Genomic DNA, 23640 nt, shown 5'->3' with positions numbered 1-23640 from the left:
ACAGACTAGGGGCGCAGCCACCTCCTGCACAGGAGAAGGTACTCGGCGGTTGTGCACCGATGTCCGAAACCCGCGAGGCGACGCCGAGGGTGGCAGCTACAGTCGAATCATGGACAGCATCCCGACTGCACTCACTCCCGCGCACCTACTCCGCCTCCCCAGCCCGATCGGCCGGCTCGAACTCACCGCCGACGATGAGGGCATCCTTTCCCTTTCCATCGAAACCGACGGCCAGCTGCCGCTCGACGCGACCCCAGAGGAGCCCTCCCCGGTATTGCAACGGGCGGCCGAACAGCTCGGCGAGTACTTCGCCGGAACCCGGCAGACGTTCGACCTGCCCGTGCACCTCACCCGCGGCACCGAATTTCAGCGCAGCGTCTGGGCGAGGCTGGCCAGCCTCACATTCGGCGATGTCATCTCGTATGGTGCGCTCGGCAACGACATTGGACGGCCCGGATCGGGCCGCGCCATCGGTGGGGCCGTTGGCGCGAATCCGGTGCCGATCATCATCGGCTGCCACCGAGTGCTCGCGACCAGTGGCCAGATCACCGGCTACAGCGCAGGAGAGGGCATCCCGACCAAGGCCTGGCTGCTCAGCCACGAGGGCATCGCACACCGGTAACCGACCAGTGAAGCCGCGGTTTCAGCGGCGGCCGACTGGCAGCAGGCCGAGGGCCCGTACCGCGTCGCGTTCCTCCACGAGTTCGGCAACAGAGGCCGCAATTCGACTGCGGGAGAATTCGCCTTGTTGCAGCCCGGTCACGATGCGCCACTGCCCATCAACGGAGCGCACCGGAAACGAGCAGACCAGTCCGGGCGGAACGTCGTACGAGCCGTCTGAGACTACCCCGGCGCTGGTCCAATCCGTGCCGCGGCCGGTGACCCAGTCTCCGACGTGGTCGATGGCCGCGTTGGCGGCGGAGGCGACCGAGGAGCCGCCCCGCACGGCGATGATCTCCGACCCGCGCTGGGCGACGCGCGGAATGAACGTCTCCGCGAGCCACTGCTCGTCGACCAGCTCACTCACCGCTCGACCCTGGGCGGTCGCGTGGAAGACATCCGGGTATTGAGTCGCCGAGTGGTTTCCCCACACGGTCAATCCGTGAATCGCCCCGACGGCCACGTCAAGGTGGTTGGCCAATTGCCCGACGGCGCGGTTGTGGTCGAGCCGGGTCATGGCGGTGAAGCGGTCACTCGGCACGTCGGGCGCGTGTGCGGCCGCGATGAGGGCATTCGTATTGGCGGGGTTGCCCACCACGAGCACGCGCACGTCGTCGGCGGCGCCGGCGTTGATGGCCGCACCCTGCGGCCCGAAGATGCGACCGTTGGCGCCCAGCAGGTCGGCACGTTCCATGCCAGGTCCTCGCGGGCGGGAGCCGACCAGAAGCGCAATGTTTACTCCGTCGAACGCCACCGTGGGGTCATCGGTGACCGTTACCCCGCGCAGCAGGCCGAAGGCACAGTCCTCGAGTTCGAGCGCAGTGCCCTCCGCGGCTTTCAGCCCCTGGGGTATTTCCAGCAGGGTGAGGCGGATCGGCGTCGTCGGTCCCAGCAAGGCGCCAGCGGCAATGCGAAACAACAGCGCATAGCCAATCTGTCCGCCGGCACCGGTGACGGTGACATTAACCGGTTGCCGAAGAATGGGAACGTTGACCGCTGGGGAAAAGGTGCTGGCGTCTGTACTCACGCGCCCAGCCTAACCCCAGAATAGATCGTGGATGCGGCCGGCCGGCCGGCCGCAGCGAGGTGTTGTTCAACGACGAGCTCCAGTTCGCCGGGTGCGCCCTGACCGAGGCGAATTCCGACCGATTGGGCCCAGTCGATCAGTTCGCTCGCCGTCGTGAACTCGTGTTCGTGTTGAAGCAGGGCGCGCGTGAATTCGCCCTTGGATTTCTTGTTGAAGTGGTTCAGGGCACGCTTCTGCCCGTCTCCGGAATCGGCGACCACCCGCAGGTACAGCGAATCCGGCCGCACGGGCTTCGCTCCTAGCGCCACATAGGCCTCGGATCGCAGGTCGAGCAGCAGTCCGTCGGTCTGGCTGAGGAGCGTCGCCACCGCGGCACTCCAGTGCTGTTTGAGCGTGTGGCTGGCCAGGGTCACGTTCGGCACTCGTGAATCGTGCGACAGCCGGTACGCCGGAATGGGGTCGAGGGCGGCGAGCGGGCCGAGCAGTGCGGAGTGTACGACCAGGTGGGCGTGCGCGAACTGGCGCTGCGCAGCCGACAGGGTGGCAGCATCCAGCCCGTCGAAGAGCACGCCGGTGTAGCGGTCGATGACGGGAAGCGTAGGAGACGTCAGCAGCTCGCGGTTGCGGTCGATTTCGAACAGCTGGGTGCGGCCCAGCTTGAGGGCGGCACGGGCGTCCTCGGGATGCCGCGCCAGGGAGACCAGCGCCCGCGCGAGCACCCGACGTTTCACCGTCAGGGCCGGATAAGCGAGTGTGGTCCAGTCCAGGGGTACAGCTTCGCCGCCGGAGCGTTTCGTCTCCGACGGCGGAAGCAGTATCAGCACTGGTGGTTCAGACGGGTTATTTGGAACCCACGAGTTCAGCCTTGCGCGCCACGATGGTGACCATGTCGTTGTCGACCGACAGGAATCCATCCTCGGCCTGGGCCAGAACTTTGGAGCCATCAGGCAGGGTGAGACGAACGTCACCCACGGCCAGGATCGCCAACATCGGTTCGTGACCGGCCAGGATGCCAATCTCGCCCTCGACGGTCTTGGCGACAACCATCGTCGCCTCGCCCGTCCACACCTGGTGGTCGGCCGAGACAACGCTGACGGACAGCGACTTCGCCATGCTTAGTCGTTCTCCTTCTGAATCTGAGCCCACTTCTCTTCGACGTCGTTGATGCCACCGACGTTGAAGAAAGCCTGCTCAGCTACGTGGTCGAAGTCACCGTTGGCGATTGCCGTGAACGATTCAATGGTGTCCTTGAGCGGAACAGTGGAACCCTCGACACCGGTGAACTTCTTCGCCATGTAGGTGTTCTGGGAGAGGAACTGCTGAATACGACGGGCACGCGAAACTGTGACCTTGTCTTCTTCAGAGAGCTCGTCAACACCGAGGATCGCGATGATCTCCTGGAGTTCCTTGTTCTTCTGCAGAATCGCTTTGACGCGTACGGCCGTGTTGTAGTGATCGGCACCCAGGTAGCGGGGGTCGAGGATACGGCTGGTCGAGGTGAGCGGGTCGACGGCCGGGTACAGGCCCTTCGACGCGATTTCACGAGACAGCTCGGTGGTCGCGTCGAGGTGGGCGAAGGTGGTCGCCGGTGCCGGGTCGGTGTAGTCGTCGGCGGGAACGTAGATCGCCTGAAGCGAGGTGATCGAGTGGCCACGGGTCGAGGTGATGCGCTCCTGCAGGATGCCCATCTCGTCGGCCAGGTTCGGCTGGTAGCCCACTGCGGAAGGCATCCGGCCCAGCAGGGTCGACACCTCGGAACCGGCCTGGGTGAAGCGGAAGATGTTGTCGATGAAGAGCAACACGTCTTGCTTCTCCACGTCGCGGAAGTACTCAGCCATGGTGAGGGCGGAGAGCGCGACACGCAGACGCGTTCCCGGCGGCTCGTCCATCTGGCCGAAGACCAGGGCGGTCTTGTCGAAGACGCCGGCTTCCTCCATCTCGGCGATGAGGTCGTTGCCCTCACGGGTACGTTCGCCAACGCCGGCGAACACTGATACTCCACCGTGGTCCTGGGCAACACGCTGGATCATTTCCTGGATGAGTACGGTCTTGCCGACTCCGGCACCACCGAACAGGCCGATCTTTCCACCGAGAACGTACGGCGTGAGAAGGTCGATGACCTTGATGCCGGTTTCGAACAGTTGAGTCTTGGACTCGAGCTGGTCGAAGGCCGGCGGCTTGCGGTGGATGGGCCAGCGCTCGGTGATCTCGATCTTCTCGCCCGGCTTGGCGTTGAGGACATCGCCGATGACGTTGAAGACCTTGCCCTTCGTGACGTTTCCAACCGGCACCGTGATGGGGCTGCCGGTGTCGCGCACTTCCTGGCCGCGGACAAGTCCGTCGGTCGGGTTGAGCGCGATGGCACGAACCAGGTCGTCACCGAGGTGCAGGGCAACCTCGAGGGTGATCTCGTTCGACTCGTCGCCGATGGTGATCGTGGTCTTCAGGGCGTTGTAGATGCCGGGGATCGAGTCGTGCGGAAACTCGATGTCGACAACGGGGCCCGTGACACGGGCGATGCGGCCAACAGAACCGGCCGTATCCTCCGCGCGGACTGGCGCGGTTGCGGTGTCAGTCATTGCTCTCTCTTCTCTGGTTACTTCTTGGCGGATGAGAGCGCATCGGCTCCACCCACGATCTCGGAAATCTGCTGGGTGATCTCGGATTGCCGCGCGTTGTTGGACAGGCGGGTGTAGTCCGTGATCAGCTTGTCGGCGTTGTCGCTGGCCGACTTCATTGCCTTCTGGCGGCTTGCATGTTCAGATGCCGCCGACTGCAGCATCGCGTTGAACAGGCGACTCTCGATGTACACCGGGAGGAGGCTGTCCAAAACCGTTTCGACGTCGGGCTCGAACTCGTAGAGCGGAAGAACCTTGTTGTCGCCTGGTTCTTCCACACCCTCGACAACTTCGAGGGGCAACAGTCGAACGACCTCTGGCACCTGGGTGACCATGCTCACGAAACGGTTGTAAACGATGTGAATCTCGTCGACGCCGCCGTCGGAAGCGTCCCGCAGGAACGATTCCAGCAGGGCCTCACCGATTTCCTTGGCAGTCTCGAACTGCGGCTGGTCGGTGCCGCCGGTCCAGATTCGCTCCGACGCGCGGCCCCGAAAGCTGAAGTAGGCGATGGCCTTACGGCCGACCAGGAAGTAGACGATGTCCTTGCCCTGGCTGCGCAGCAGTTCGCTGAGCGACTCTGCCTCACGCAACACCTGGGAGCTGAAGGCACCCGCCAGGCCACGGTCCGAAGCGAAGATGACCACCGCAGCACGGCTGATCGTCTCCGGCTCGGTTGTGAGCACGTGTTCCACGTTGGAGTACGTGGCCACGGCCGATACGGCGCGGGTGACCGCTCGCGAATACGGGGTTGACGCAGCGACTCGCGCCTGCGCTTTCTGGATGCGCGAGGCGGAGATCAGCTCCATGGCCCGAGTGATCTTCTTGGTCGTCTGGGCAGACTTGATCTTCTGCCGGTAGACCCGAAGTTGCGCTCCCATGTGTCTGCTTCCTTGTCTTTCAGTTTGGCGTCGTCAGTTGCTGCAAGTCGTATCGACTAGCGGCGGTGCTTGACGATCTTTTCCTGGTTGACGTCTTCAACTGCGATGGCTTCAAACTTTTCTTTGCTGACCGAGGCGAGCGGCTTACCCTCGCCGGTCTGGAACTCGAGCTTGAACTTGTCGACACCGGCCGTGAGAGCGGTGACGGTCTCGTCGGAGAGAACGTTCGTCTCGCGCAGGGTCTTCAGAACCTCGGTGTTGCGACCGAGGAAGTCGAGCAGTTCGCGTTCGAAGCGCAGCACGTCGGGAACCGGAACCTCGTCGAGCTTGCCGTTGATGCCGGCCCAGATCGAGACGACCTGGTCCTCAACGGGGTACGGCGAGTACTGCGGCTGGCGCAGCAGTTCGGTGAGGCGGGCGCCGCGGGCGAGCTGACGACGGCTGGCCGCATCCAGGTCGGAGGCGAACATTGCAAAGGCCTCGAGCGAACGGTACTGAGCCAGCTCGAGCTTGAGCGTTCCGGAGACCTTCTTGATCGACTTGACCTGAGCGTCGCCACCGACACGGGAGACCGAGATGCCGACATCGACTGCCGGACGCTGGTTGGCGTTGAACAGGTCGGACTGGAGAAAGATCTGGCCGTCGGTGATCGAGATCACGTTGGTGGGGATGTACGCGGCAACGTCGTTCGCCTTGGTCTCGATGATCGGGAGACCGGTCATTGATCCGGCGCCGAGCTCGTCGGAAAGCTTGGCACAACGCTCGAGCAGACGGGAGTGCAGGTAGAAGACGTCTCCGGGGTATGCTTCGCGTCCCGGCGGGCGACGCAGCAGCAGCGATACCGCACGGTAGGCCTCGGCCTGCTTGGAGAGGTCATCGAAGACGATGAGAACGTGCTTGCCGGCGTACATCCAGTGCTGGCCGATGGCCGAGCCGGTGTACGGGGCGAGGTACTTGAAGCCGGCCGGGTCAGAGGCGGGAGCGGCGACGATGGTGGTGTACTCCATCGCTCCGGCATCCTCGAGCGCACCCTTCACCGAGGCGATGGTGGAGCCCTTCTGGCCGATGGCGACGTAGATGCAACGAACCTGCTTGTTGCTGTCGCCGGACTCCCAGTTGGCCTTCTGGTTGATGATGGTGTCGATGGCGATCGCGGTCTTGCCGGTCTGGCGGTCACCGATGATCAGCTGACGCTGGCCGCGGCCGATCGGGATCATGGCGTCGATGGCCTTGATGCCGGTCTGCATCGGCTCATGAACCGACTTGCGGCTCATGACGCCGGGGGCCTGCAGTTCGAGGGCACGACGGCCTTCGGTCGCGATGTCGCCGAGTCCGTCGATGGGGGCGCCGAGCGGATCGACAACACGGCCGAGGTAGCCGTCGCCGACCGGAACAGAGAGAACCTCGCCGGTGCGGTGCACCTCCATGCCCTCAACGATGCCGCCGAACTCGCCGAGTACGACGACGCCGATCTCGTCTTCGTCGAGGTTCTGGGCCAGGCCCAGGGTGCCATCGGCGAATTTGATGAGCTCGTTCGCCATCACGCCGGGCAAGCCCTCAACGTGGGCGATACCGTCGCCGGCCGTGGTGACGTAGCCGACCTCGGTCGTTGATGTCTTGTTCGGCTCGTAGGACTTCACGAAGTCCTGGAGAGCGCCACGGATCTCATCGGGGCTGATCGTTAGTTCTGCCATCATCTTCCCTTTTCTGTACGAAAGTACAGGTTCTGTCTGTTCGAGGACGCTGCCGCCCTGAGTCATCTGGTACTGCTGGGTTTTTGGTGCTGCTGAGGTGACTCAGCGAGCGAGCTGGAGTCTCAAATCTGCCAGGCGGGTTGCAATGCTGCCATCGATGACCAGGTCGCCGATTTGCACGCGCACTCCGCCGACCAATTCCGGGTCAACGACCTGGTTGATGGTGAGTGCTCGTCCGTGACGCAACTGGAGGTTCTTCTGCAAGCGAGCGAGCTGATCGGCCGTGAGAACGCTCGCCGACGTGATGGTGCCGATCGACGTGCCGGACTCGTCCGCGACGACTGCTGCTGCGTGTCGCAGCAGTTCGCCGATGCGGCGGCCGCGAGGCTGCTGCACCAGGTGACGAACAATGGCGAGCGTCTGACCGGAGACTTTACCGTCCAGCAGCTTTTCGACCAGGGCTGCCTTGGCGCCAGGCTTGCCGAGCTTGCTGGCCAGGGCCAGCTCCAGCTCAGCGTCCGAGGACACCGTCTTACCGAAGGCGAAGAGCTCGCCCCCGATCGACGTTCCGGCCGGAGTAGAGAGGGCGGATGCCCGTAGGCCCAGTTCTTCGATCCCGGCGAGCAGGTCGTCGTGGCTGGACCAGCGTTCAAAGACGGCCGCTGCGAGCAGGTCGAGTGCCCGAGGCGTCACGTTGGCACCGAAAACGGCGCGTACGAGGGTGACCTTGGCCGCAGCATCCGCTGAGGCGTCGCCGAGTGCTGACAACAGCTGGGACGACGACCCGATTACTCGACCGGCGCCGAACAGGCTTTCGCCCGTCGCCAGATCAGTCGTGCCGCCCGGGACGGACAGGGCCGCCCTCGACGTGGCGAGTGCTTCTCTGGTGGCGCTTCCCATTTGCTAGATCTTTCCTGCTGCTGGTGCTTCGCTGGCTTCGAGTTCTGCCAGGAAACGATCGACGATGGCGCTGGCCTTTGCGTCGTCGGACAGGCTTTCACCGATGACGCCCGAAGCGAGGTCAATGGCAAGGGTGCCGACCTCACTGCGAAGCGAGACGACGGCGGCCAAGCGTTCGGCTTCGATCTGCGTCTTGGCACTGGCCGCGATGCGACCGGCCTCGGCCGCAGCCTGCTCCTTGTGCTCAGCGACGATGCGCTGGCCGTCGGTGCGGGCCTGATCACGAATGGCACCGGCTTCGGCACGGGCGTCAGCCAGCTGGGCTGTGTACGCCGCGAGTGCAGCTTCAGCCTTGCGCTGGGCGTCGTCGGCCTTGGCGATGTTGCCCTCGATGGCTTCTGCACGGTCGTCAAGAAGCTTCTGCATTCTGGGCAGCACAAGCTTCCAGAAGAAGAACAAAATCACGACAAAGCAGACCGCCGACCAGATGATGTCGTACCACTCAGGGATGAGCGGGTTCTTTGCCGCTTCTTCGGTCGCGGCTGCAATTACTGCGTGAAGCATCATGCCTCCTAACTAGTTAGTGAAGAGGTTTAGACGCCGGTGAAAATGAAGTAGGTGGCGATGCCGATGAAGGCGAGTGCCTCGGTGAAGGCGATACCGATGTACATCAGTACCTGCAGTCGGCCGGCCAGCTCAGGCTGACGAGCGACACCCTCGATGGTCTTGCCAACGACGATACCTACACCGATTGCCGGGCCGATGGCTGCGAGGCCATAACCGACGGTCGCGATGTTTCCGCTGATTTCCGCGAGAACGGTTGTTGCGTCCACGTGTGTTTCCTTCCGTAGTGGTGAATGCGGCGAATGCCGGATTCCTAAAGTGTCTAGTGTTCCTCAGCCAGCGCGAGCTGGATGTAGACGGCGGTGAGTAGGGCGAAAATGTAAGCCTGGAGGACGGCGATCAGCACTTCAAAGAGCGTGAAGGCGAAGCCGAAGACGAGGGTGCCAGCGCCGAAGAGCTTGAACCCGCCATCCGCAGTGAAGAAGAAAAACTGGGTGGCGCTGAAGAACAGCACGAGCAGGAGGTGCCCGACGATCATGTTCATCATCAGTCGGAGCGTCAGGGTGACCGGTCGCACCAGGAACGTCGAGATAAATTCGATCGGCGTCACGATGAGGTACAGGCCCTTGGGCACTCCGGGCGGGAAGAGCGAGTTGCGGAAGAACTTCGCTGGACTCTTCTTGACGCCGGCGTAGATGAACGTTCCGTAGGAGATGACACCGAGAAGCAGCGGCACTCCGATCACCGAGGTTCCGGCAATATTCAGGAACGGAATGATTCCGGTGATGTTCATGAACAACACCATGAAAAAGATGGTCGTCAGAAGCGGCAGAAAACGCTTGCCGTCTTTCTTTCCGAGCAGGTCTTCGGCGATGTTGACGCGAACGAAGTCGAGTCCCATTTCGGCCAGGCTCTGGCCGCGGGTCGGAATGATCTTCATGCGGCGGGTGCCGAGCCAGAAGACCAGCATCAAAACCGCGACCGCGAGGAAACGAATCAGAATGATGCGGTTGATCTCGAACGGAGTATCCGCAAAGAAAATTACATCGGGGAAGAACTCATTGATGGAGGGACCGTGAAATTCACCGTCGCCGGTGGCAGACGGGACCATCAGGTTTACGGCGATTTCTAGCAGCGCTTTCTCCTGTTTCGGGGCGGTGAGCTCTGCTCGCGCATCGACGAATATGGGCAGGTTTACGACGCTGTAAAGCATGTGCAAACCGGGGTGGGATCGCTTTTTACTCTAGCAAAGATCAGGCGCTGAGCCGAATCGTGAGCGGGATCCGTGGGCAGATGGGTCGTAGGGTTACTCGTCGACCGGGGCCGGGGGCAAGGTGGCGTCGCTGGCGTAGGGCATCCGGCTCTTCATGACGACGACGGCGTCGACGACGAGCGACCCGACAACCCCGGCAATAATGCAGAAGAACAGCACCATCGGCTGGATCCACTCGCGGTCCTGCAGCACGACCAGCAGCACCAGGAACACCACGAACTTGAGCAGCCAGCCGCCCATGATGATGCCGAAGAAGCCACCGATGGCGGACTCTTTGCCGGCGACCCGATTGGCTAGCAGAATGCTGCCAGCCGTGATACCCATGAACGCGACCGACATGGCCGTACCGATCAGCGCGCTGAGCACACCGGTACCGCCGTCGACGAGGTAGCCGATAACCGATCCGACAACAGCGATTGCCAGGGCGACCCAGCCCCCGTAAATCAGGATGCGGCGCAGCACCGGGATCGATGTGGGCTGAGTGCGGACGGTGTCGTTGGTTCTCATACGTTCTCCTCGGCAGGCGCCGCCACAATGGCGGTCGCTCGTGTCGTGTGTGGTTCTGGTGTGGCTGGGGCGGGCTGGACTTGGGCGGCCTCGTCGAGTGGGTCGAGCTCGTCCAGTACTGCCAACTGCACTGGTGCGGACTGGCTAAGCCATTCCCCGGTCTTGCGGCGGCCGAGCGGTGCGAGCGTGACGATGGTGCAGATGAGCAGCGACGTCACCAGAAAGATGGTCCCGTACCAGGTCGGCAGGCCGAAGTAGACCGGCAGTATGTAATACAGCAGGCAGCCAATGGATGCTGCGGCCGTCCACCCATAGAAGATCAGAACGGCGTGCAGGTGGGAGTGCCCCATATCGAGCAGCCGGTGGTGCAGGTGTTTTCGGTCGGCGCTGAACGGCGATTTACCGGCGTGCACCCGGCGGATGACCGCGAGCCCAAAGTCGAGCAGTGGAATGATCATGATCGCTACCGGCAGCAGGATGGGGATGAAGGCCGGGAACAGCTGCGAGCGGCTGGTAGCCGTCGGGTCGATCTGACCAGTGATCGCGATCGCGCTGGTCGCCATCAACAGGCCCACCAGCAGCGCGCCGGCATCACCCATGAACATCTTGGCCGGATGCCAGTTCAGCGGGAGGAACCCCACGCAGGCGCCGACCAGAATGGCGGCGATCAGCGATGCCAGGTTGAAGTAGTTGGTCGGTGAGGTGTCGCGCACGAGCAGATAACTGTAGAGAAAGAACACCCCGTTAGCGATGAGGGCGACACCGGTGACCAGGCCGTCGAGCCCGTCGATGAAGTTGATCATGTTCATGACCACGACGATGGCGACGACCGTGACAACGATCGACGTCCAGCCGCTCCAAACCGTCAGACCGCCAATCGGTAGAGAGTAAATCTGAACGCCCTGCCAGGCCACGAGGCCGGCAGCGATGAACTGGCCGGCGAGTTTGGTCATCCAGTCGAGGTCCCAGATGTCGTCGGCGACGCCGACCAGCACGATCAGCAGGGCAGCACCGAGAATAGCTAAAATCTGCTGCGGGTCAGCGAAGACGAGTCGCAGGGGCGCGAAGGCCCCCGCAGCGAGGTAGGCCACGCCAAAGGCGATGACGATGCCAAGGAACATGGCGATACCGCCGAGGCGCGGAGTGGGCCGGGTGTGCACGTCGCGTTCGCGAATCTTCGGGTACAGGCGGTACTTGTGGCTGAGTTTGTAGACCACGATCGACAGCACGAAGGTGACGATCGCCGAAACGAGCGCGAGCAGGAGGAAAAGAGTCATGGGCTACCGGTCGGCATCCGTTTCGTCCTGAGATGGGGCGGCGAGGGTGGGTGTCGCTTCCGCTTCGGCCGAGATCGCCGGGAACCCGGGAACGGCCGGCGCGGCAGCGAGCACATCGCCCACGACGGCCACGATCGCGTCGCGGGAGATGACGCCGCTACGCACGATGTGCAGAAAACCGCCGTTGGTCTCGAAACCGGTGGCGTCCACGATCGTCGATGAGCCGTCGCCGGTCTGACCAAACACGCTCTCATAGGTACTGCCGGCGGTGCCGCCGTCGAGGTACACGTCGACGCTCTCGCCGAGGGCCGCTTCAGCAGCCTGGGCGTCGGTGGTGGCCGGCATCCCGCTCAGGTTGGCGCTGGACACGGCGAGCGGGCCGGTTTCGGCGAGCAGATCGAGTGCAACTTGGTTGCTCGGCATGCGCAGTGCCACCGTGCCGCGGGTTTCGCCGAGATCCCAGACCAGCGAGGGCTGGGCGTTGACGATGACAGTGAGTCCGCCGGGCCAGAACGCTGCGACCAGGTCGCGGACCGGCTGCGGCACGTCGACGGCGAGGGCGTCGAGGGTGGGAATTCCGGGAATGAGAACCGGTGGCGGCGACTGCCGGCTGCGGCCCTTCGCGTCGAGGAGCAGCTGAACGGCTTCAGCGTTGAACGCGTCAGCGGCCACTCCGTAGACCGTGTCGGTGGGGATGACGACGAGCGCCCCGCGACCGATGGCCGTGCGCGCCAGAGCGATATGCGCGCTGTAGTTTTCGCTCGTGGTGGATTCGTCCGTGGTCGAGTCGCTCGTGCAATCGTAGATGCGTGTCATTTCCGGCAATTCTAACCCAGTGCTGTCGTGAAGAGCGGATGCGCCGACTGGCGGGGTTCCGTTTAAGGGTGCAGTGCTGTCGTGGCCCGGTCCCGGCTGGTGTAGTCGCGGTGGGTGGCCGGGGCACGCCATCCGTCGGCTGCCAGCAGCTGGCGGATCGCGGCGCCCTGCAGCTCGCCGTGCTCGATCACGAGCACACCCCCCGCGCGCAGCAGGCGCAGCCCAGTTGCTGACACGCTGTGCACCACGTCGAGTCCGTCCGGGCCGCCGAACAGGGCCTGGGCTGGGTCGAACAGGCGCACCTCGGGGTCGCGGGGAATAGCATCCGCTGGAATGTAGGGCGGATTGGAGATGACGACGGCCACCGTGCCGTCCAGTTCGACGAACGCGTCGGCGAGGTCACCGAAGGCGAGGGTGGCGTTGGCGGCGCCGATCTCGTCGAAGTTGCGGGTGGTCCAGGGGAACGCTTCCGGCGAGTTTTCGATCGCGAAGATGCGCGCGTGCGGCACCTCGGTGGCCAGGGCCAGGGCGATCGCGCCGCTTCCGGTGCCGAGGTCGATGCCGATCGGCTCCGGATCGGGCATGGAACGCAGGGCGTCGATGGCGAACTGGGCGACCTGCTCGGTTTCGGGTCTCGGCACGAACACGCCGGGGCCCACATTCAGGGAGAGGGAGCGGAACGGGGCCCGCCCTGTTATGTGTTGCAGGGGTTCGCGCCCGCTGCGGCGGGCCAGCAGGGCGATGATGGTGGCGGCATCCGCTTGGCTAACCGGTCGATTCAGGAAGCTGCCGGCCTGCACTTCGCCGCGGCTCTGGCCGAGCACGTGGCCGATCAGCAGGTCGGCGTCGACCTCGGGATCGGTGATGCCGGCTGCGGTCAGTACGCTGATCGCTCGTTTTCGCAAGGAAGTGATGGTCTGGGGCAGGTCAGAATCTAAAGAAGGCACGTAGTGAAATGTAACGCACCAACTGATTTTCGGCCGGGAGACATAGGCTGAAGACGGCCCTCACACCGAATTTCACCGAATGAAAACCGAATGAAAGTTGCCCTCGTGCCCAAGATCTATTCCGACATCACCGAAGCCGTTGGTGGGACCCCCCTCGTCAAGCTGAACCGTTTGACCGCCGGCCTCGGCGCCACCGTGCTCTTGAAGCTCGAGTTCTACAACCCCTCCAGCAGTGTCAAGGACCGCATCGGCGTCGCGATCATCAACGCCGCCGAGAAGGACGGCTCGCTGAAGCCGGGCGGAACCATCGTCGAAGCCACCAGCGGTAACACGGGTATCGCCCTCGCTATGGTCGGCGCCGCCCGCGGCTACACGGTCATTCTGGCTATGCCGGAGACCATGAGCAAGGAACGCCGCGTCATGATGCGCGCTTATGGCGCCAAAATTGTGCTGACGACTGGTGCCGACGGCATGCGCGGCGCGGTCGAGAAGGCCGCCGAGATCGTCGCGAACACCCCGGGCGCGGTTCTGGCCAGCCAGTTCACAAATCCGGCCAACCCGGCCATCCACCGCGCCACGACCGGCCCGGAAATCTGGAATGACACCGAGGGTGCCGTTGACATTCTCGTCGCGGGCATCGGTACCGGCGGAACGCTTTCCGGCACCGGCGGGTACCTCAAAGACCAGAAGCCGCGCCTCAAGGTTGTCGGCGTCGAGCCGATCGACTCCCCCATTCTCACCGGCGGAAAGCCCGGCCCGCACAAAATTCAGGGCCTCGGCGCGAACTTCGTTCCGGAAACCCTGAACCGCGAGGTCTACGACTCGATCACCGATGTGACCCTGGCCGACTCGCTCGCGACGGCGCGTTCACTCGGCACCGATGAGGGCATCCTCGGCGGTATCTCCGGCGGCGCCGCTGTCTGGGCTGCGCTCGAGCAGGCAAAACTACCCGAGAACGCTGGCAAGACCATCGTCGTGATTGTTCCCGGCTTCGGCGAGCGGTACATTTCGACGGTGCTGTACGAAGACCTACTGGACTAAGAGAACGCTGTCTGCCCTTCAATGAATCCCTTACGGCGCCTCCGCGAAGACATCGCGGCTGCGCGCACCCACGACCCCGCCGCGCGCAGCAACACCGAGGTTTTTCTGGCCTACAGTGGGCTGCACGCGGTCTGGTCGTATCGGGTCGCTAACCGGTTATGGCGCGCCGGGCTGCACCTGCCCGCTCGTCTGCTGTCCCAGGTGACCCGGTTTCTGACCGGGATTGAGATTCATCCGGGCGCGACCATCGGCCGCCGGTTGTTCATCGACCACGGCATGGGCGTCGTGATCGGTGAGACGGCAATTCTCGGCGACGATGTCATGTTGTACCACGCGGTGACGCTGGGCGGCAAGAGCCGTCACGGGCATGCGCGCGGTGTGCGGCGGCATCCGTTTCTGGAAGACGGTGTCACGGTGGGGGCCGGCGCCAAGGTTCTCGGCCCGATCACGATCGGTGCCTGGAGCACGATCGGCTCCAACGCCGTAGTGACCAAGGGCGCTCCACCGCGGTCGCTGCTCGTGGGCGTGCCGGCGACGATTCGCCCGCAAACCCCCGCTACGGTCGAGTCCGCGCGCGGCGGCACCCTCGAACCCGAGTACTACCTCTAGTCGGTCGAAACTGCGGACGGGGCCAGGGCCCCGTCCCTGGGCCAAGTTTATAAAATGGGCCCGTGGACGGGGCCTGGGCCCCGTCCATGTGGGGGTTACTCGGGGTCGCCCAGCTCGGCCAGGCGGGTTTCCTCGTCGGCGTGGATACAGGAGTCGATGACGGGGCCGAGGGCTCCGTTCATGACGGCGTCCAGGTTATACGCCTTGTAACCGGTGCGGTGATCGGCGATGCGGTTCTCCGGAAAGTTGTACGTGCGGATGCGCTCTGAGCGGTCCATCGTACGAATCTGTCCCTTGCGCACGAGCGACGCTGCCGCGTCGATCTCTTCCTGCTGACGGGCCAGAACGCGGGCGCGCAGCACGCGCATGCCGGCTTCCTTGTTCTGCAGCTGCGACTTCTCGTTCTGCATGGCCACCACGATTCCGGTGGGAAGGTGGGTGATGCGCACGGCAGAGTCGGTGGTGTTGACCGACTGCCCGCCAGGACCGCTCGACCGATACACGTCGATCTTGAGGTCGTTCGGGTGAAGCTCGACCTCTTCGGGCTCGTCGACTTCGGGGAAGACGAGCACGCCGGCCGCTGAGGTGTGGATGCGTCCCTGCGACTCGGTGGCCGGCACGCGCTGAACGCGGTGCACACCCCCCTCGTACTTGAGGTGCGCCCACACGCCTTCGGCCGGGTCGCTCGAAAAGCCCTTGATGGCGAGCTGAATGTCTTTGATACCGCCGAGGTCGCTCGAGGTCTGCTCGATGATCTCGGTTTTCCAGCGGTTCGACTCGGCGTAGTGCAGGTACATGCGCAGCAGATCGGCGGCGAACAGTGCCGATTCGGCGCCGCCCTCCCCCATCTTGATCTCCATGATCACGTCGCGGGCGTCGAGTTCGTCGCGCGGGATCAGCAGACGGCGCAGCTTTTCAGCCGTGACGTCCAGCTGTTCGACGAGGTCCGGGATCTCTTCGGCGAAGGCAGCGTCTTCGTCGGCGAGCTCACGAGCGGCCTCGAGGTTGTCTTCAATCTCTTTCCACTCGTGGTACGCCGCGATGATGCGACTCAACTCGGCGTAGCGCCGGTTGACCTTCTTCGAACGGGCCGGATTCGCGTGCAGCTCCGGATCCGCCAACTGCGACTGCAGGTCGTCGTGCTCGGCCAGCAGCGTGAGGACGGATTCGAACATTACTTGTCCTTGTCTGACCCGTTCAGGGTCGGCATCGACTTCTGAACCTGCATGAGGAATTCAACGTTCGACGCGGTCTCCTTGAGACGGCCGAGGATGAGCTCAAGCGCCTGCTGCTGTTCGAGCCCGGCGAGGGCGCGGCGCAGCTTCCAGGTGACCTTGACTTCATCGGCGCTCATCAGCATTTCTTCACGGCGGGTGCCCGAGGCGTTCACATCGACGGCCGGGAAGATTCGCTTGTCGGCGAGCTGACGCGACAGGCGCAGTTCCATATTGCCGGTGCCCTTGAACTCCTCGAAGATGACCTCGTCCATTTTGGAGCCGGTCTCCACCAGCGCGGAAGCGAGGATGGTGAGTGAGCCGCCATTCTCGATGTTGCGTGCCGCACCGAAGAAACGCTTCGGCGGGTACAGAGCGGATGCGTCAACGCCACCAGAGAGGATGCGGCCAGAGGCCGGGGCCACGAGGTTGTAGGCGCGGCCGAGGCGGGTGATCGAGTCGAGCAGCACGACGACGTCGTGGCCCAGCTCGACCAGACGCTTGGCACGCTCGATGGCGAGCTCAGCGACAACGGTGTGGTCTTCGGCCGGGCGGTCGAAGGTGGAGGCGATGACCTCACCCTTGACCGTGCGCTGCATGTCGGTGACCTCTTCGGGACGCTCGTCGACCAGGACGACCATGAGGTGGACCTCGGGGTTGTTGGTGGCGATGGCGTTCGCGATCTGCTGCATGACGATGGTCTTACCGGCCTTCGGCGGTGCGACGATCAGGCCACGCTGGCCCTTGCCGATCGGGGCGACGAGGTCGATGATGCGCTGCGTGAGCTTGCCCGGCTCGGTCTCGAGGCGCAGGCGCTCGGTCGGGTACAGCGGGGTCAGCTTGTGGAAGTCGACGCGGGCCGCGGCCTCTTCAACGGTCTGGCCGTTGATGGAGTCGACCTTGACGATGGCGTTGTACTTCTGACGACCGGACTGGTCGCCCTCGTGCGGCTGACGGATGGAGCCGACGACGGCGTCACCCTTGCGCAGGTTGTACTTCTTGACCTGGCCGAGCGAGACGTACACGTCGCTCGCACCCGGCAGGTAACCGGACGTGCGCACGAACGCGTAATTGTCGAGCACGTCGAGAATACCGGCGACGGGAATGAGTACGTCGTCGTCGTTGACCTCGGGTTCGAAGTCATCGCCCTGGTTCGGGCCGCGACGCTTGCGGTCACGATACCGGTTGCGGTTGCCGCGGCCGTTCAGGTCGTCGTCGAGCTGGTTGCGGTCCTGGCCGCGGTCATTCTGGCCCTGATTGCGGTCCTGGCCACGCTCGTTCTGACCCTGATTGCGGTCCTGGCCACGCTCGTTCTGACCCTGATTGCGGTCCTGGCCACGCTCGTTCTGACCCTGGTTACGGTCGGCCTGGGCCTGCGCACGCTCCTGGTTGCGTTCCTGGTTGCGCTCATTGCGAGCCTGACGCTGGCTCTGTGCCCGCGTCATTCCCTCGTCGTTGGTGCCGTTCTGGTTGCGGTCGTTCTGACCACGGTCGTTCTGGGCGTTCTGGTCGCCCTGGTTGCGGTCGGCGCCCTGCGCACGGTCGCCACCGCGGCTGCGGCTGCGGCTACGGCCCTGACGCGGTGCACCGGAATCGTTCTGCTGATCATTCGACTGGTCGTTCAACTCGTCGGTTGATTCGACCGACGCGTCGGGTGATTCGACCGACGCGTCGGGTGCGACCTCTGCAGAATCGGCGACACCGTCAGACTCAGCGGGCGTCTCATCCGGTACGACAGCGGTGGTGCGCTGCGACGACGCACGCCGGGACGGACGGCGCGTGGATGCCGCGACCTCAACGGATGTATCGGCGGCCGCGTCAGCGGAGTCGGCAACCACAGCGGCGGCGTCATCGAGGAGCACCGGTGCGACCTGCACGCGCTTGCGTGCCTGGCGAACCGGCTTGTCAGCATCCGCTCTGGTGGGAGCAGCGTCGTCGACAACGGGAGCAACGGTGGTGGACGTCACAACGCCGCGGGCGTTGCGAGCGATGCGCGAGCCGGCCGCCGGAGCGTCGGGCAGGATGATGCCGAATCCGGTGCTGGCGTCGGCATTGACGTGGGATTTGGCGGGAGCAGCGGTCGCGGTACTGGCACGACGCGGTGCACGCTTGCGGGGGGCCGTTTCGAGTGCCTCGGCGAGGCTCTCGATCGGTGCGATCTCGGGGGCTGCCTCGACAGGGGCTGCCTCGACAGGGGCAGCCTCAACGACCGGCGCGTCGGCGGGAGCAGCGGCGCTCGTGCCGGACTGAGCCGTTTGGATTGCCTCCACAAGTTCGCCTTTACGAAGTTTGGAAGCGCCGGGGATTTTCAGTTCAAGGGCCAGAGCCTGAAGCTCGGACACGCGAAGGGTACTCAGACGGGGAAGATCCGAGCCAGCGGCGCGGAGGTTGACATCAGTCACGAAGGGGGTTCCTTTCCCCTGCCGAACAAAGATTCAGGTCAGGAGAGATGTATGCAGCGAGAATTGCGCTGCGGGTGATCCAATCCGACAAATGGAGGGGATTGGTGTAAACACCCACCGCTACGCAGAAATTCGCAATAACAGTGAGGTACAGGGAATGCACCGGAGAAGATGTCGCTCAAGGCGGTTTCTATCGGGTGCACAATAACCATAGCATCCCGGAGCCAGTCGCTTCGACAGCCCGAGGACCGGCCGAGCCGAAGCGCGCCGCGGAGGCCGACTCGACTCGACTGCTCCCTACGCCGCGGTCTCCGCCGTCGTCTCCCCCGCGTTGTCCGCCGTGAGCGGATGCACGGTGGCGCCCTGAACGTCGACGGCGAGCATGAGTGCTCGCCACGGGGTATCAGAGTTGCTGGCCACGAGTTCGGCAGCCACCAAGCGCTGGCTCGGGTCGCTCGCCAACACCAGAATGGATGGCCCGGCACCGGACACGACGGCAGCGAAGCCGGCCGCGCGCAACAGGGTGATCAGCTTGTTCGTCTCCGGCATCGCCGCGGCACGGTAGCTCTGGTGCAGTTTGTCCTCGGTCGCGGCCAGCAGCAACTCCGGGCTCTGGATGAGCGCGGCGATCAGCAGCGCCGAACGCGACAGGTTGAATACGGCGTCTTCGTGCGGCACCGAGGCCGGCTGCAGGCTGCGCGCGAGCGCAGTGGACATCTCCTGCTCGGGCACAAAGACGAGCGGCTTGACGCCGCGGTGCACCATGAGTTTCTTGTGCCGCGGGCCTTCCTGCGTCGTCCACGCAATGGTCAGGCCACCGAACAGAGCGGGCGCCACGTTGTCGGGGTGCCCTTCCATCTCGGTGGCGAGCACAAGCAGCATCTCGGCGTCGATGTCGACGATGCCCTCGAGCAGGCCCTTGGCCGCCATGATGCCCGACACAATGGCAGCGCCGGAGGAACCGAGGCCGCGCCCGTGCGGGATGACGTTGTGCGCGACGATGTCAAGCCCGGGCATAGCCTGGCCAACAGCGTTGAAAGTGTGGATGATGGCCCGTACGACGAGGTTGGTCTCGTCGGTGGGAACCAAACCGGCACCGACACCGTGCACCTCGACGAACACGCCGGGTTCGCTCCGCACGGTCACCTCGAGCTGGTCGTACTTGGCCAACGCCAGACCGAGCGTGTCAAAGCCGGGGCCGAGGTTGGCCGTCGTAGCCGGAACCTGCACCGAGACAGCGCGGCCGATCAACGAGACAGGGCTGGTCATGCCTTGGCCAGGCCGAGCACGCTCGCGATTTCGGCGGTATCGATCGGAACAATTGTGGGCTTCACATCGGAGCCGTCGGCGGTGCGGAGCGCCCACTGCGGGTCTTTCAAACCGTGGCCGGTGACCGTGATGACCACGGTCGATCCCTTCGGAATGAATCCGGCTTCGGCACGCTCGAGCAAGCCGGCGACGCCGATAGCGGATGCCGGTTCCACGAAGATGCCGACCTCGGCCGAGAGAATGCGGTGGGCTTCGAGAATCTTCGCGTCGGTGATGGCGCCGAAGTAGCCGTCGCTCTGCTCACGGGCGTTCAGCGCGAGGTCCCACGATGCCGGGTTACCGATACGGATGGCGCTCGCGATGGTGTCGGGGTTCTCAACGCGGTGGCCGAGCACGATCGGGGCGCTGCCCGAGGCCTGGAAGCCGAACATGCGCGGCAGCTTCGTGGTGGCGCCGCGGGCGACCTCTTCGCTGTAGCCGCGAAAGTACGCGGTGTAGTTGCCGGCGTTGCCGACCGGAACGAACTGAAAGTCGGGGGCGTCACCGAGCACCTCGACGACCTCGAAGGCCGCGGTCTTCTGTCCCTCGATGCGGTCGGGGTTGACCGAGTTGACCAGGTGCACCGGGTAGTTGGTGGCGAGATCGCGGGCGATGTCGAGGCAGTCATCGAAGTTGCCCTGCACCTGCAGCAGCTGGGCATTGTGCGCGACGGCCTGGCTGAGCTTGCCCATGGCGATCTTGCCTTCCGGCACGAGCACGGCGGCAGTGATGCCGGCGTGGGTGGCGTAGGCGGCAGCGGAGGCGCTGGTGTTGCCGGTCGAGGCGCAGATGACGGCTTTCGCACCGTCTTCCATGGCCTTGGAGATGGCCATGGTCATACCGCGGTCCTTGAACGACCCGGTCGGGTTCATTCCCTCAAACTTGATCCAGACCTTCGCGCCGGTGCGCGCGGAGAGCGCGGCGGCCGGAATGAGCGGCGTTCCACCCTCACCCAGGGTGATGATCGGGGTCGCGGCCGAGATGTTCAGTCGGTCGGAGTATTCGTTCAGCACGCCCCGCCACTGGCGGCTGACGATCGCCGCGGGGTTGGTCAGGCTGGCACTGGTCTCGCTTGGGCTAAACATCAGACTCCTTCAACTCTCAAAACGGATGCGACTTCGCTGACAACACTGTTGGTGGCCAGGTCCTGCACGGTGGCGGCGAGTGCGGCCTCCGTTGCGTCATGAGTCCCGATAACTAGGGTAGCCGTGGCCGAGCGCGCCGCACGACTCTTCGTTGCCATCACGGCCGGCGTCATGGACTGTTCCACGAGCGCCAGCGACACCTTGCGCTTGCTGAACACGCTCGCGATGGTCGCGAGCACGCCGGGTTCGTCGGTCACTTCGAGGGTCACGGCATAGCGGGTGGTGACCCGGCCGATGTCGAAAACGGGCAGTTCGGCGTAGCTCGACGCGGCCACTCCCGGCCCGCCGGCGACGTGACGCCGGGCGATCGAGACGACGTCGCCGAGAACGGCAGAGGCCGTCTCAACTCCCCCGGCGCCAGCGCCATAGAACATGAGGCTGCCGGCGGATTCCGCCTCGACGAAGACGGCGTTGTTGGCGCCGTGCACGGAGGCCAGCGGATGACTGCGCGGAACCATCGCCGGGTAGACCCGCGCCGACACCCCGTCGACCCCGTTTTCATCGGTGACGCGCTCGCAAATGGCCAGCAGCTTCACGACATAGCCGGCCTTGCGGGCTGATTCGATCTGCGCCGGCGTGACCTGCGTGATGCCCTCGCGATAAACGGATGCCAGCGGCACCGTCGTGTGGAACGCCAGACTCGCCAGAATGGCCGCCTTCTGCGCCGCGTCGAAGCCGCCGATGTCCGCGGTCGGATCGGCCTCTGCGTAACCGAGCGCGGTGGCCTCGGCCAGCGCGTCCTTGAGACTGGACCCTTCGGTATCCATCCGGTCGAGAATGAAGTTCGTGGTGCCGTTGACGATACCAAGGATGCGCTTCACCTGGTCGCCGGCGAGGCTTTCCCGCAGCGGACGCACGATGGGAATTGCCCCGGCGACGGCGGCCTCGTAGTTGATCTGGGCGCCGACCTGGTTCGCGGCGGCGAACAGCTCGGGTCCGTGGAGGGCGAGCAGCGCCTTGTTGGCGGTGACAACATCCGCTCCACTGCTGACCGCGAGCAGAATGTAGCTGCGGGCCGGCTCGATGCCGCCCATGAGTTCAATGACGATGTCAGCACCGAGAATGAGTTCTTCAGCGTTGGTTGTGAATAGTTCGCGCGGCAGGTCGACGGTGCGTTCCGCGTTCACATCGCGAACCGCGATGCCGACCAGCTCCAGGGTCGCGCCGACCCGGTTGGCAAGCTCAGGGCCCTGTTCGAGGAGCAGGCGGGCTACCTGGGCGCCGACGGATCCACCGCCGAGGAGGGCGACACGGAGATTGCGGTATTCGATCTTCAAGATTCTCCTCCGTTGGTGGGCGGCATGGCCCCGGTGTCCCGCGCGAGCAGGTCGGCAATCGTTTCGCCGCGCACCAGAACACGCGCTGTGCCATTGCGCACAGCGACGACGGGCGCGCGGCCCTGATAGTTGTAGTTGTTGGACAGTGCCCAGCAGTAGGCGCCGGTGGCGGGCACGGCGAGCAGGTCGCCTGGGGTCACATCCCCGGGCAGATAGTCAGCGTCGACGACGATGTCGCCGCTCTCGCAGTGTTTGCCGGCGATACGCACGAGCACCGGAGGTTCGGTCGACGTACGGTCGGCGAGGCGTACGGCATAGTCGGCGCCGTAGAGGGCGGGGCGCACGTTGTCGCTCATGCCGCCATCGACGCTGACATAGAGCCGCTGCGTACCCGAGACGTCGACGGCCTTGGTCGTGCCGACCCGGTACAGGCTCACGCCGGAGCGACCGATGATGACCCGGCCGGGTTCGAAAGCCACGACCGGCAGCGGGATGCCCAGCCGATCGCACTCGGCGGCGACGATGTCGGCCAGGGCTCGAGCGAGTTCGCGAATCGGAGTGGGTTCGTCGGCGCTCGTGTAGGCGATACCGAAGCCGCCGCCCAGGTTCAGCTCCGGCACCGGACCATCCGCCAGCAGGGTGGCGTGCAGCTCGAGCAGACGTGCGGCCGACTCGGCGAATCCGTCGGCGCCGAAGATCTGCGACCCGATATGGCAGTGCAGACCGACGAAATTGAGCGCTGGTTCAGCGCGAATCAGCGCGACCAGCCTGGGCGCGTCACTGAGCACGATGCCGAATTTCTGGTCTTCGTGCGAGGTGGCCAGAAAATTGTGGGTGTGCGCGTGCACGCCGCTGTTCACGCGCAGACGCACGTTCTGCACGCGGCCGTTGCGGGCTGCCGCTTCGGCGACGCGGCCGATTTCGACCTCGCTGTCGATCACGATCGTGCCGACACCGACCCGGGTGGCCTCATCGAGTTCGGCCAGGGATTTGTTATTGCCGTGAAAGCCGAGCCGGGCCGGGTCCGCGCCGCCGGCCAGCGCGACGGCGAGTTCGCCGCCGCTGCACACGTCGATGTTGAGGCCGGCGGCGGTCATCCAGCGCACGATCTCGGTGGAGAGAAAGGCTTTGCCGGCGTAGTACACCTTGGCACTTGTGCCGATGCGGGCGAACTCGGTCTGGAACACGGCGAGCAGCTCGGCGGCGCGGGAGCGGGCATCCGTTTCGTCGATGACATAGAGAGGGGTGCCGAATTCGGCGGCGAGGGCCGTGGCACTCACTCCGCCGAGCACGAGTTCGCCGGTGCCGCTGCGAATGGTCGAGGTCGGCCAGAGTCCGGGGGCGAGCGCATTGGCGTCGGCGGGAATGTGCAGCCAGTCGGGTGCCAGTGGGTTGGACGAGCCGTCCGAGGGATCAAGTGTCACGGGAAGTACCTCACGAGAGTCGAAGGGGAATCTCAGCGAGCGAACCCGGATTGGTC

The 23640-nt window shown here is 64.5% G+C and carries 23 protein-coding genes; 3 read left to right on the top strand and 20 right to left on the bottom strand.

The window, feature by feature from the left end; translation table 11 throughout:
- The first annotated feature begins 109 nt into the window (after positions 1–109).
- Positions 110–622, top strand: a complete 513-nt coding sequence (locus BLS91_RS11525; RefSeq protein WP_092340871.1) for a methylated-DNA--[protein]-cysteine S-methyltransferase — start codon at positions 110–112, stop codon at positions 620–622.
- A 21-nt stretch (positions 623–643) separates the two neighbouring features.
- Here the strand turns inward: BLS91_RS11525 and BLS91_RS11520 are convergent, their stop codons facing one another.
- The 14 genes from BLS91_RS11520 to prmC form a co-directional block, all read right to left on the bottom strand.
- On the bottom strand, positions 644–1687 hold the full coding sequence (locus BLS91_RS11520; RefSeq protein WP_476728482.1) for a malate dehydrogenase: 1044 nt from the start codon (positions 1685–1687) through the stop codon (positions 644–646).
- Complete coding sequence (locus BLS91_RS11515; RefSeq protein WP_092340870.1) at positions 1684–2511, bottom strand: YaaA family protein; 828 nt, start codon at positions 2509–2511, stop codon at positions 1684–1686. Before BLS91_RS11515 ends, BLS91_RS11520 begins: the two co-directional genes overlap by 4 nt.
- Before the next feature lie 16 nt (positions 2512–2527).
- The gene (locus tag BLS91_RS11510; RefSeq protein WP_092340869.1) at positions 2528–2800 is read right to left on the bottom strand and encodes a F0F1 ATP synthase subunit epsilon; all 273 of its coding nucleotides are present in this window, start codon (positions 2798–2800) and stop codon (positions 2528–2530) included.
- Between the two features lie 2 nt (positions 2801–2802).
- Positions 2803–4266, bottom strand: a complete 1464-nt coding sequence (gene atpD / locus BLS91_RS11505) for a F0F1 ATP synthase subunit beta (RefSeq protein WP_092340868.1) — start codon at positions 4264–4266, stop codon at positions 2803–2805.
- A gap of 17 nt (positions 4267–4283) precedes the next feature.
- Complete coding sequence (locus BLS91_RS11500; RefSeq protein WP_092340867.1) at positions 4284–5186, bottom strand: F0F1 ATP synthase subunit gamma; 903 nt, start codon at positions 5184–5186, stop codon at positions 4284–4286.
- A gap of 56 nt (positions 5187–5242) precedes the next feature.
- Positions 5243–6880, bottom strand: coding sequence for a F0F1 ATP synthase subunit alpha (atpA, locus tag BLS91_RS11495; RefSeq protein WP_092341093.1), 1638 nt, complete (start codon positions 6878–6880; stop codon positions 5243–5245).
- A 102-nt stretch (positions 6881–6982) separates the two neighbouring features.
- A complete protein-coding gene (locus BLS91_RS11490) occupies positions 6983–7780 on the bottom strand; it encodes a F0F1 ATP synthase subunit delta (protein WP_092340866.1) in 798 nt (265 codons plus the stop codon).
- A gap of 3 nt (positions 7781–7783) precedes the next feature.
- Positions 7784–8344: a F0F1 ATP synthase subunit B gene (locus BLS91_RS11485; protein ID WP_092341092.1), complete on the bottom strand. Its 561-nt coding sequence runs from the start codon at positions 8342–8344 to the stop codon at positions 7784–7786.
- A gap of 29 nt (positions 8345–8373) precedes the next feature.
- Complete coding sequence (atpE, locus tag BLS91_RS11480; protein WP_092340865.1) at positions 8374–8613, bottom strand: ATP synthase F0 subunit C; 240 nt, start codon at positions 8611–8613, stop codon at positions 8374–8376.
- 53 nt (positions 8614–8666) lie between these two features.
- The gene (gene atpB / locus BLS91_RS11475) at positions 8667–9455 is read right to left on the bottom strand and encodes a F0F1 ATP synthase subunit A (protein ID WP_233197337.1); all 789 of its coding nucleotides are present in this window, start codon (positions 9453–9455) and stop codon (positions 8667–8669) included.
- A 195-nt stretch (positions 9456–9650) separates the two neighbouring features.
- Positions 9651–10124 carry a Cg1360 family ATP-synthase-associated protein gene (locus BLS91_RS11470; protein ID WP_092340863.1) on the bottom strand — a complete coding sequence of 158 codons (474 nt, stop codon included), beginning with the start codon at positions 10122–10124 and terminating at the stop codon, positions 9651–9653.
- Positions 10121–11401 carry an MraY family glycosyltransferase gene (locus BLS91_RS11465; protein WP_092340862.1) on the bottom strand — a complete coding sequence of 427 codons (1281 nt, stop codon included), beginning with the start codon at positions 11399–11401 and terminating at the stop codon, positions 10121–10123. The genes BLS91_RS11470 and BLS91_RS11465 overlap by 4 nt, the downstream gene beginning before the upstream one ends.
- 3 nt (positions 11402–11404) lie before the next feature.
- On the bottom strand, positions 11405–12217 hold the full coding sequence (locus BLS91_RS11460; RefSeq protein WP_092340861.1) for an L-threonylcarbamoyladenylate synthase: 813 nt from the start codon (positions 12215–12217) through the stop codon (positions 11405–11407).
- 62 nt (positions 12218–12279) lie between these two features.
- Positions 12280–13164 (bottom strand): peptide chain release factor N(5)-glutamine methyltransferase, encoded by an 885-nt coding sequence (gene prmC, locus BLS91_RS11455; protein ID WP_241983113.1) that lies wholly within the window; start codon positions 13162–13164, stop codon positions 12280–12282.
- Between the two features lie 90 nt (positions 13165–13254).
- Between prmC and cysK the strand changes: the two genes are divergently transcribed.
- Entirely contained in the window at positions 13255–14205 is a 951-nt protein-coding gene (gene cysK, locus BLS91_RS11450) for a cysteine synthase A (protein ID WP_194087802.1), read from the top strand.
- A gap of 21 nt (positions 14206–14226) precedes the next feature.
- Positions 14227–14814, top strand: a complete 588-nt coding sequence (gene epsC, locus BLS91_RS11445) for a serine O-acetyltransferase EpsC (RefSeq protein ID WP_092340860.1) — start codon at positions 14227–14229, stop codon at positions 14812–14814.
- Between the two features lie 95 nt (positions 14815–14909).
- Here epsC and prfA read toward each other — a convergent pair whose 3' ends face one another.
- The 6 genes from prfA to lysA all read right to left on the bottom strand — a co-directional run bounded on the left by prfA (position 14910) and on the right by lysA (position 23584).
- A complete protein-coding gene (gene prfA, locus BLS91_RS11440) occupies positions 14910–15989 on the bottom strand; it encodes a peptide chain release factor 1 (protein ID WP_092340859.1) in 1080 nt (359 codons plus the stop codon).
- Entirely contained in the window at positions 15989–18430 is a 2442-nt protein-coding gene (gene rho / locus BLS91_RS11435) for a transcription termination factor Rho (protein ID WP_092340858.1), read from the bottom strand. The genes prfA and rho overlap by 1 nt, the downstream gene beginning before the upstream one ends.
- A 297-nt stretch (positions 18431–18727) precedes the next feature.
- Positions 18728–19699, bottom strand: coding sequence for a homoserine kinase (gene thrB / locus BLS91_RS11430; protein WP_092340857.1), 972 nt, complete (start codon positions 19697–19699; stop codon positions 18728–18730).
- Positions 19696–20823, bottom strand: a complete 1128-nt coding sequence (gene thrC, locus BLS91_RS11425) for a threonine synthase (protein ID WP_092340856.1) — start codon at positions 20821–20823, stop codon at positions 19696–19698. Before thrC ends, thrB begins: the two co-directional genes overlap by 4 nt.
- Positions 20823–22160, bottom strand: coding sequence for a homoserine dehydrogenase (locus BLS91_RS11420; RefSeq protein ID WP_233197326.1), 1338 nt, complete (start codon positions 22158–22160; stop codon positions 20823–20825). Before BLS91_RS11420 ends, thrC begins: the two co-directional genes overlap by 1 nt.
- The gene (gene lysA / locus BLS91_RS11415; protein WP_092340855.1) at positions 22157–23584 is read right to left on the bottom strand and encodes a diaminopimelate decarboxylase; all 1428 of its coding nucleotides are present in this window, start codon (positions 23582–23584) and stop codon (positions 22157–22159) included. Before lysA ends, BLS91_RS11420 begins: the two co-directional genes overlap by 4 nt.
- Between the last annotated feature and the right edge of the window lie 56 nt (positions 23585–23640).

This window comes from Cryobacterium flavum, assembly GCF_900103805.1.
Lineage (GTDB): Bacteria > Actinomycetota > Actinomycetes > Actinomycetales > Microbacteriaceae > Cryobacterium > Cryobacterium flavum.
This window is presented reverse-complemented; position numbering and strand designations above follow the sequence as displayed.

Excerpts from the sequence above, each read along its gene's own strand:
- prfA (WP_092340859.1), bottom strand. The coding sequence starts at position 15,989 with ATGTTCGAATCCGTCCTCACGCTGCTGGCCGAGCACGACGACCTGCAG.
- atpD (WP_092340868.1), bottom strand. The coding sequence starts at position 4,266 with ATGACTGACACCGCAACCGCGCCAGTCCGCGCGGAGGATACGGCCGGT.
- BLS91_RS11485 (WP_092341092.1), bottom strand. The coding sequence starts at position 8,344 with ATGCTTCACGCAGTAATTGCAGCCGCGACCGAAGAAGCGGCAAAGAAC.
- BLS91_RS11525 (WP_092340871.1), top strand. The coding sequence starts at position 110 with ATGGACAGCATCCCGACTGCACTCACTCCCGCGCACCTACTCCGCCTC.
- BLS91_RS11465 (WP_092340862.1), bottom strand. The coding sequence starts at position 11,401 with ATGACTCTTTTCCTCCTGCTCGCGCTCGTTTCGGCGATCGTCACCTTC.
- BLS91_RS11500 (WP_092340867.1), bottom strand. The coding sequence starts at position 5,186 with ATGGGAGCGCAACTTCGGGTCTACCGGCAGAAGATCAAGTCTGCCCAG.
- atpA (WP_092341093.1), bottom strand. The coding sequence starts at position 6,880 with ATGGCAGAACTAACGATCAGCCCCGATGAGATCCGTGGCGCTCTCCAG.
- thrB (WP_092340857.1), bottom strand. The coding sequence starts at position 19,699 with ATGACCAGCCCTGTCTCGTTGATCGGCCGCGCTGTCTCGGTGCAGGTT.
- epsC (WP_092340860.1), top strand. The coding sequence starts at position 14,227 with ATGAATCCCTTACGGCGCCTCCGCGAAGACATCGCGGCTGCGCGCACC.
- cysK (WP_194087802.1), top strand. The coding sequence starts at position 13,255 with ATGAAAGTTGCCCTCGTGCCCAAGATCTATTCCGACATCACCGAAGCC.
- BLS91_RS11470 (WP_092340863.1), bottom strand. The coding sequence starts at position 10,124 with ATGAGAACCAACGACACCGTCCGCACTCAGCCCACATCGATCCCGGTG.
- atpB (WP_233197337.1), bottom strand. The coding sequence starts at position 9,455 with ATGGTCCCGTCTGCCACCGGCGACGGTGAATTTCACGGTCCCTCCATC.
- thrC (WP_092340856.1), bottom strand. The coding sequence starts at position 20,823 with ATGTTTAGCCCAAGCGAGACCAGTGCCAGCCTGACCAACCCCGCGGCG.
- BLS91_RS11510 (WP_092340869.1), bottom strand. The coding sequence starts at position 2,800 with ATGGCGAAGTCGCTGTCCGTCAGCGTTGTCTCGGCCGACCACCAGGTG.
- BLS91_RS11460 (WP_092340861.1), bottom strand. The coding sequence starts at position 12,217 with ATGACACGCATCTACGATTGCACGAGCGACTCGACCACGGACGAATCC.
- BLS91_RS11490 (WP_092340866.1), bottom strand. The coding sequence starts at position 7,780 with ATGGGAAGCGCCACCAGAGAAGCACTCGCCACGTCGAGGGCGGCCCTG.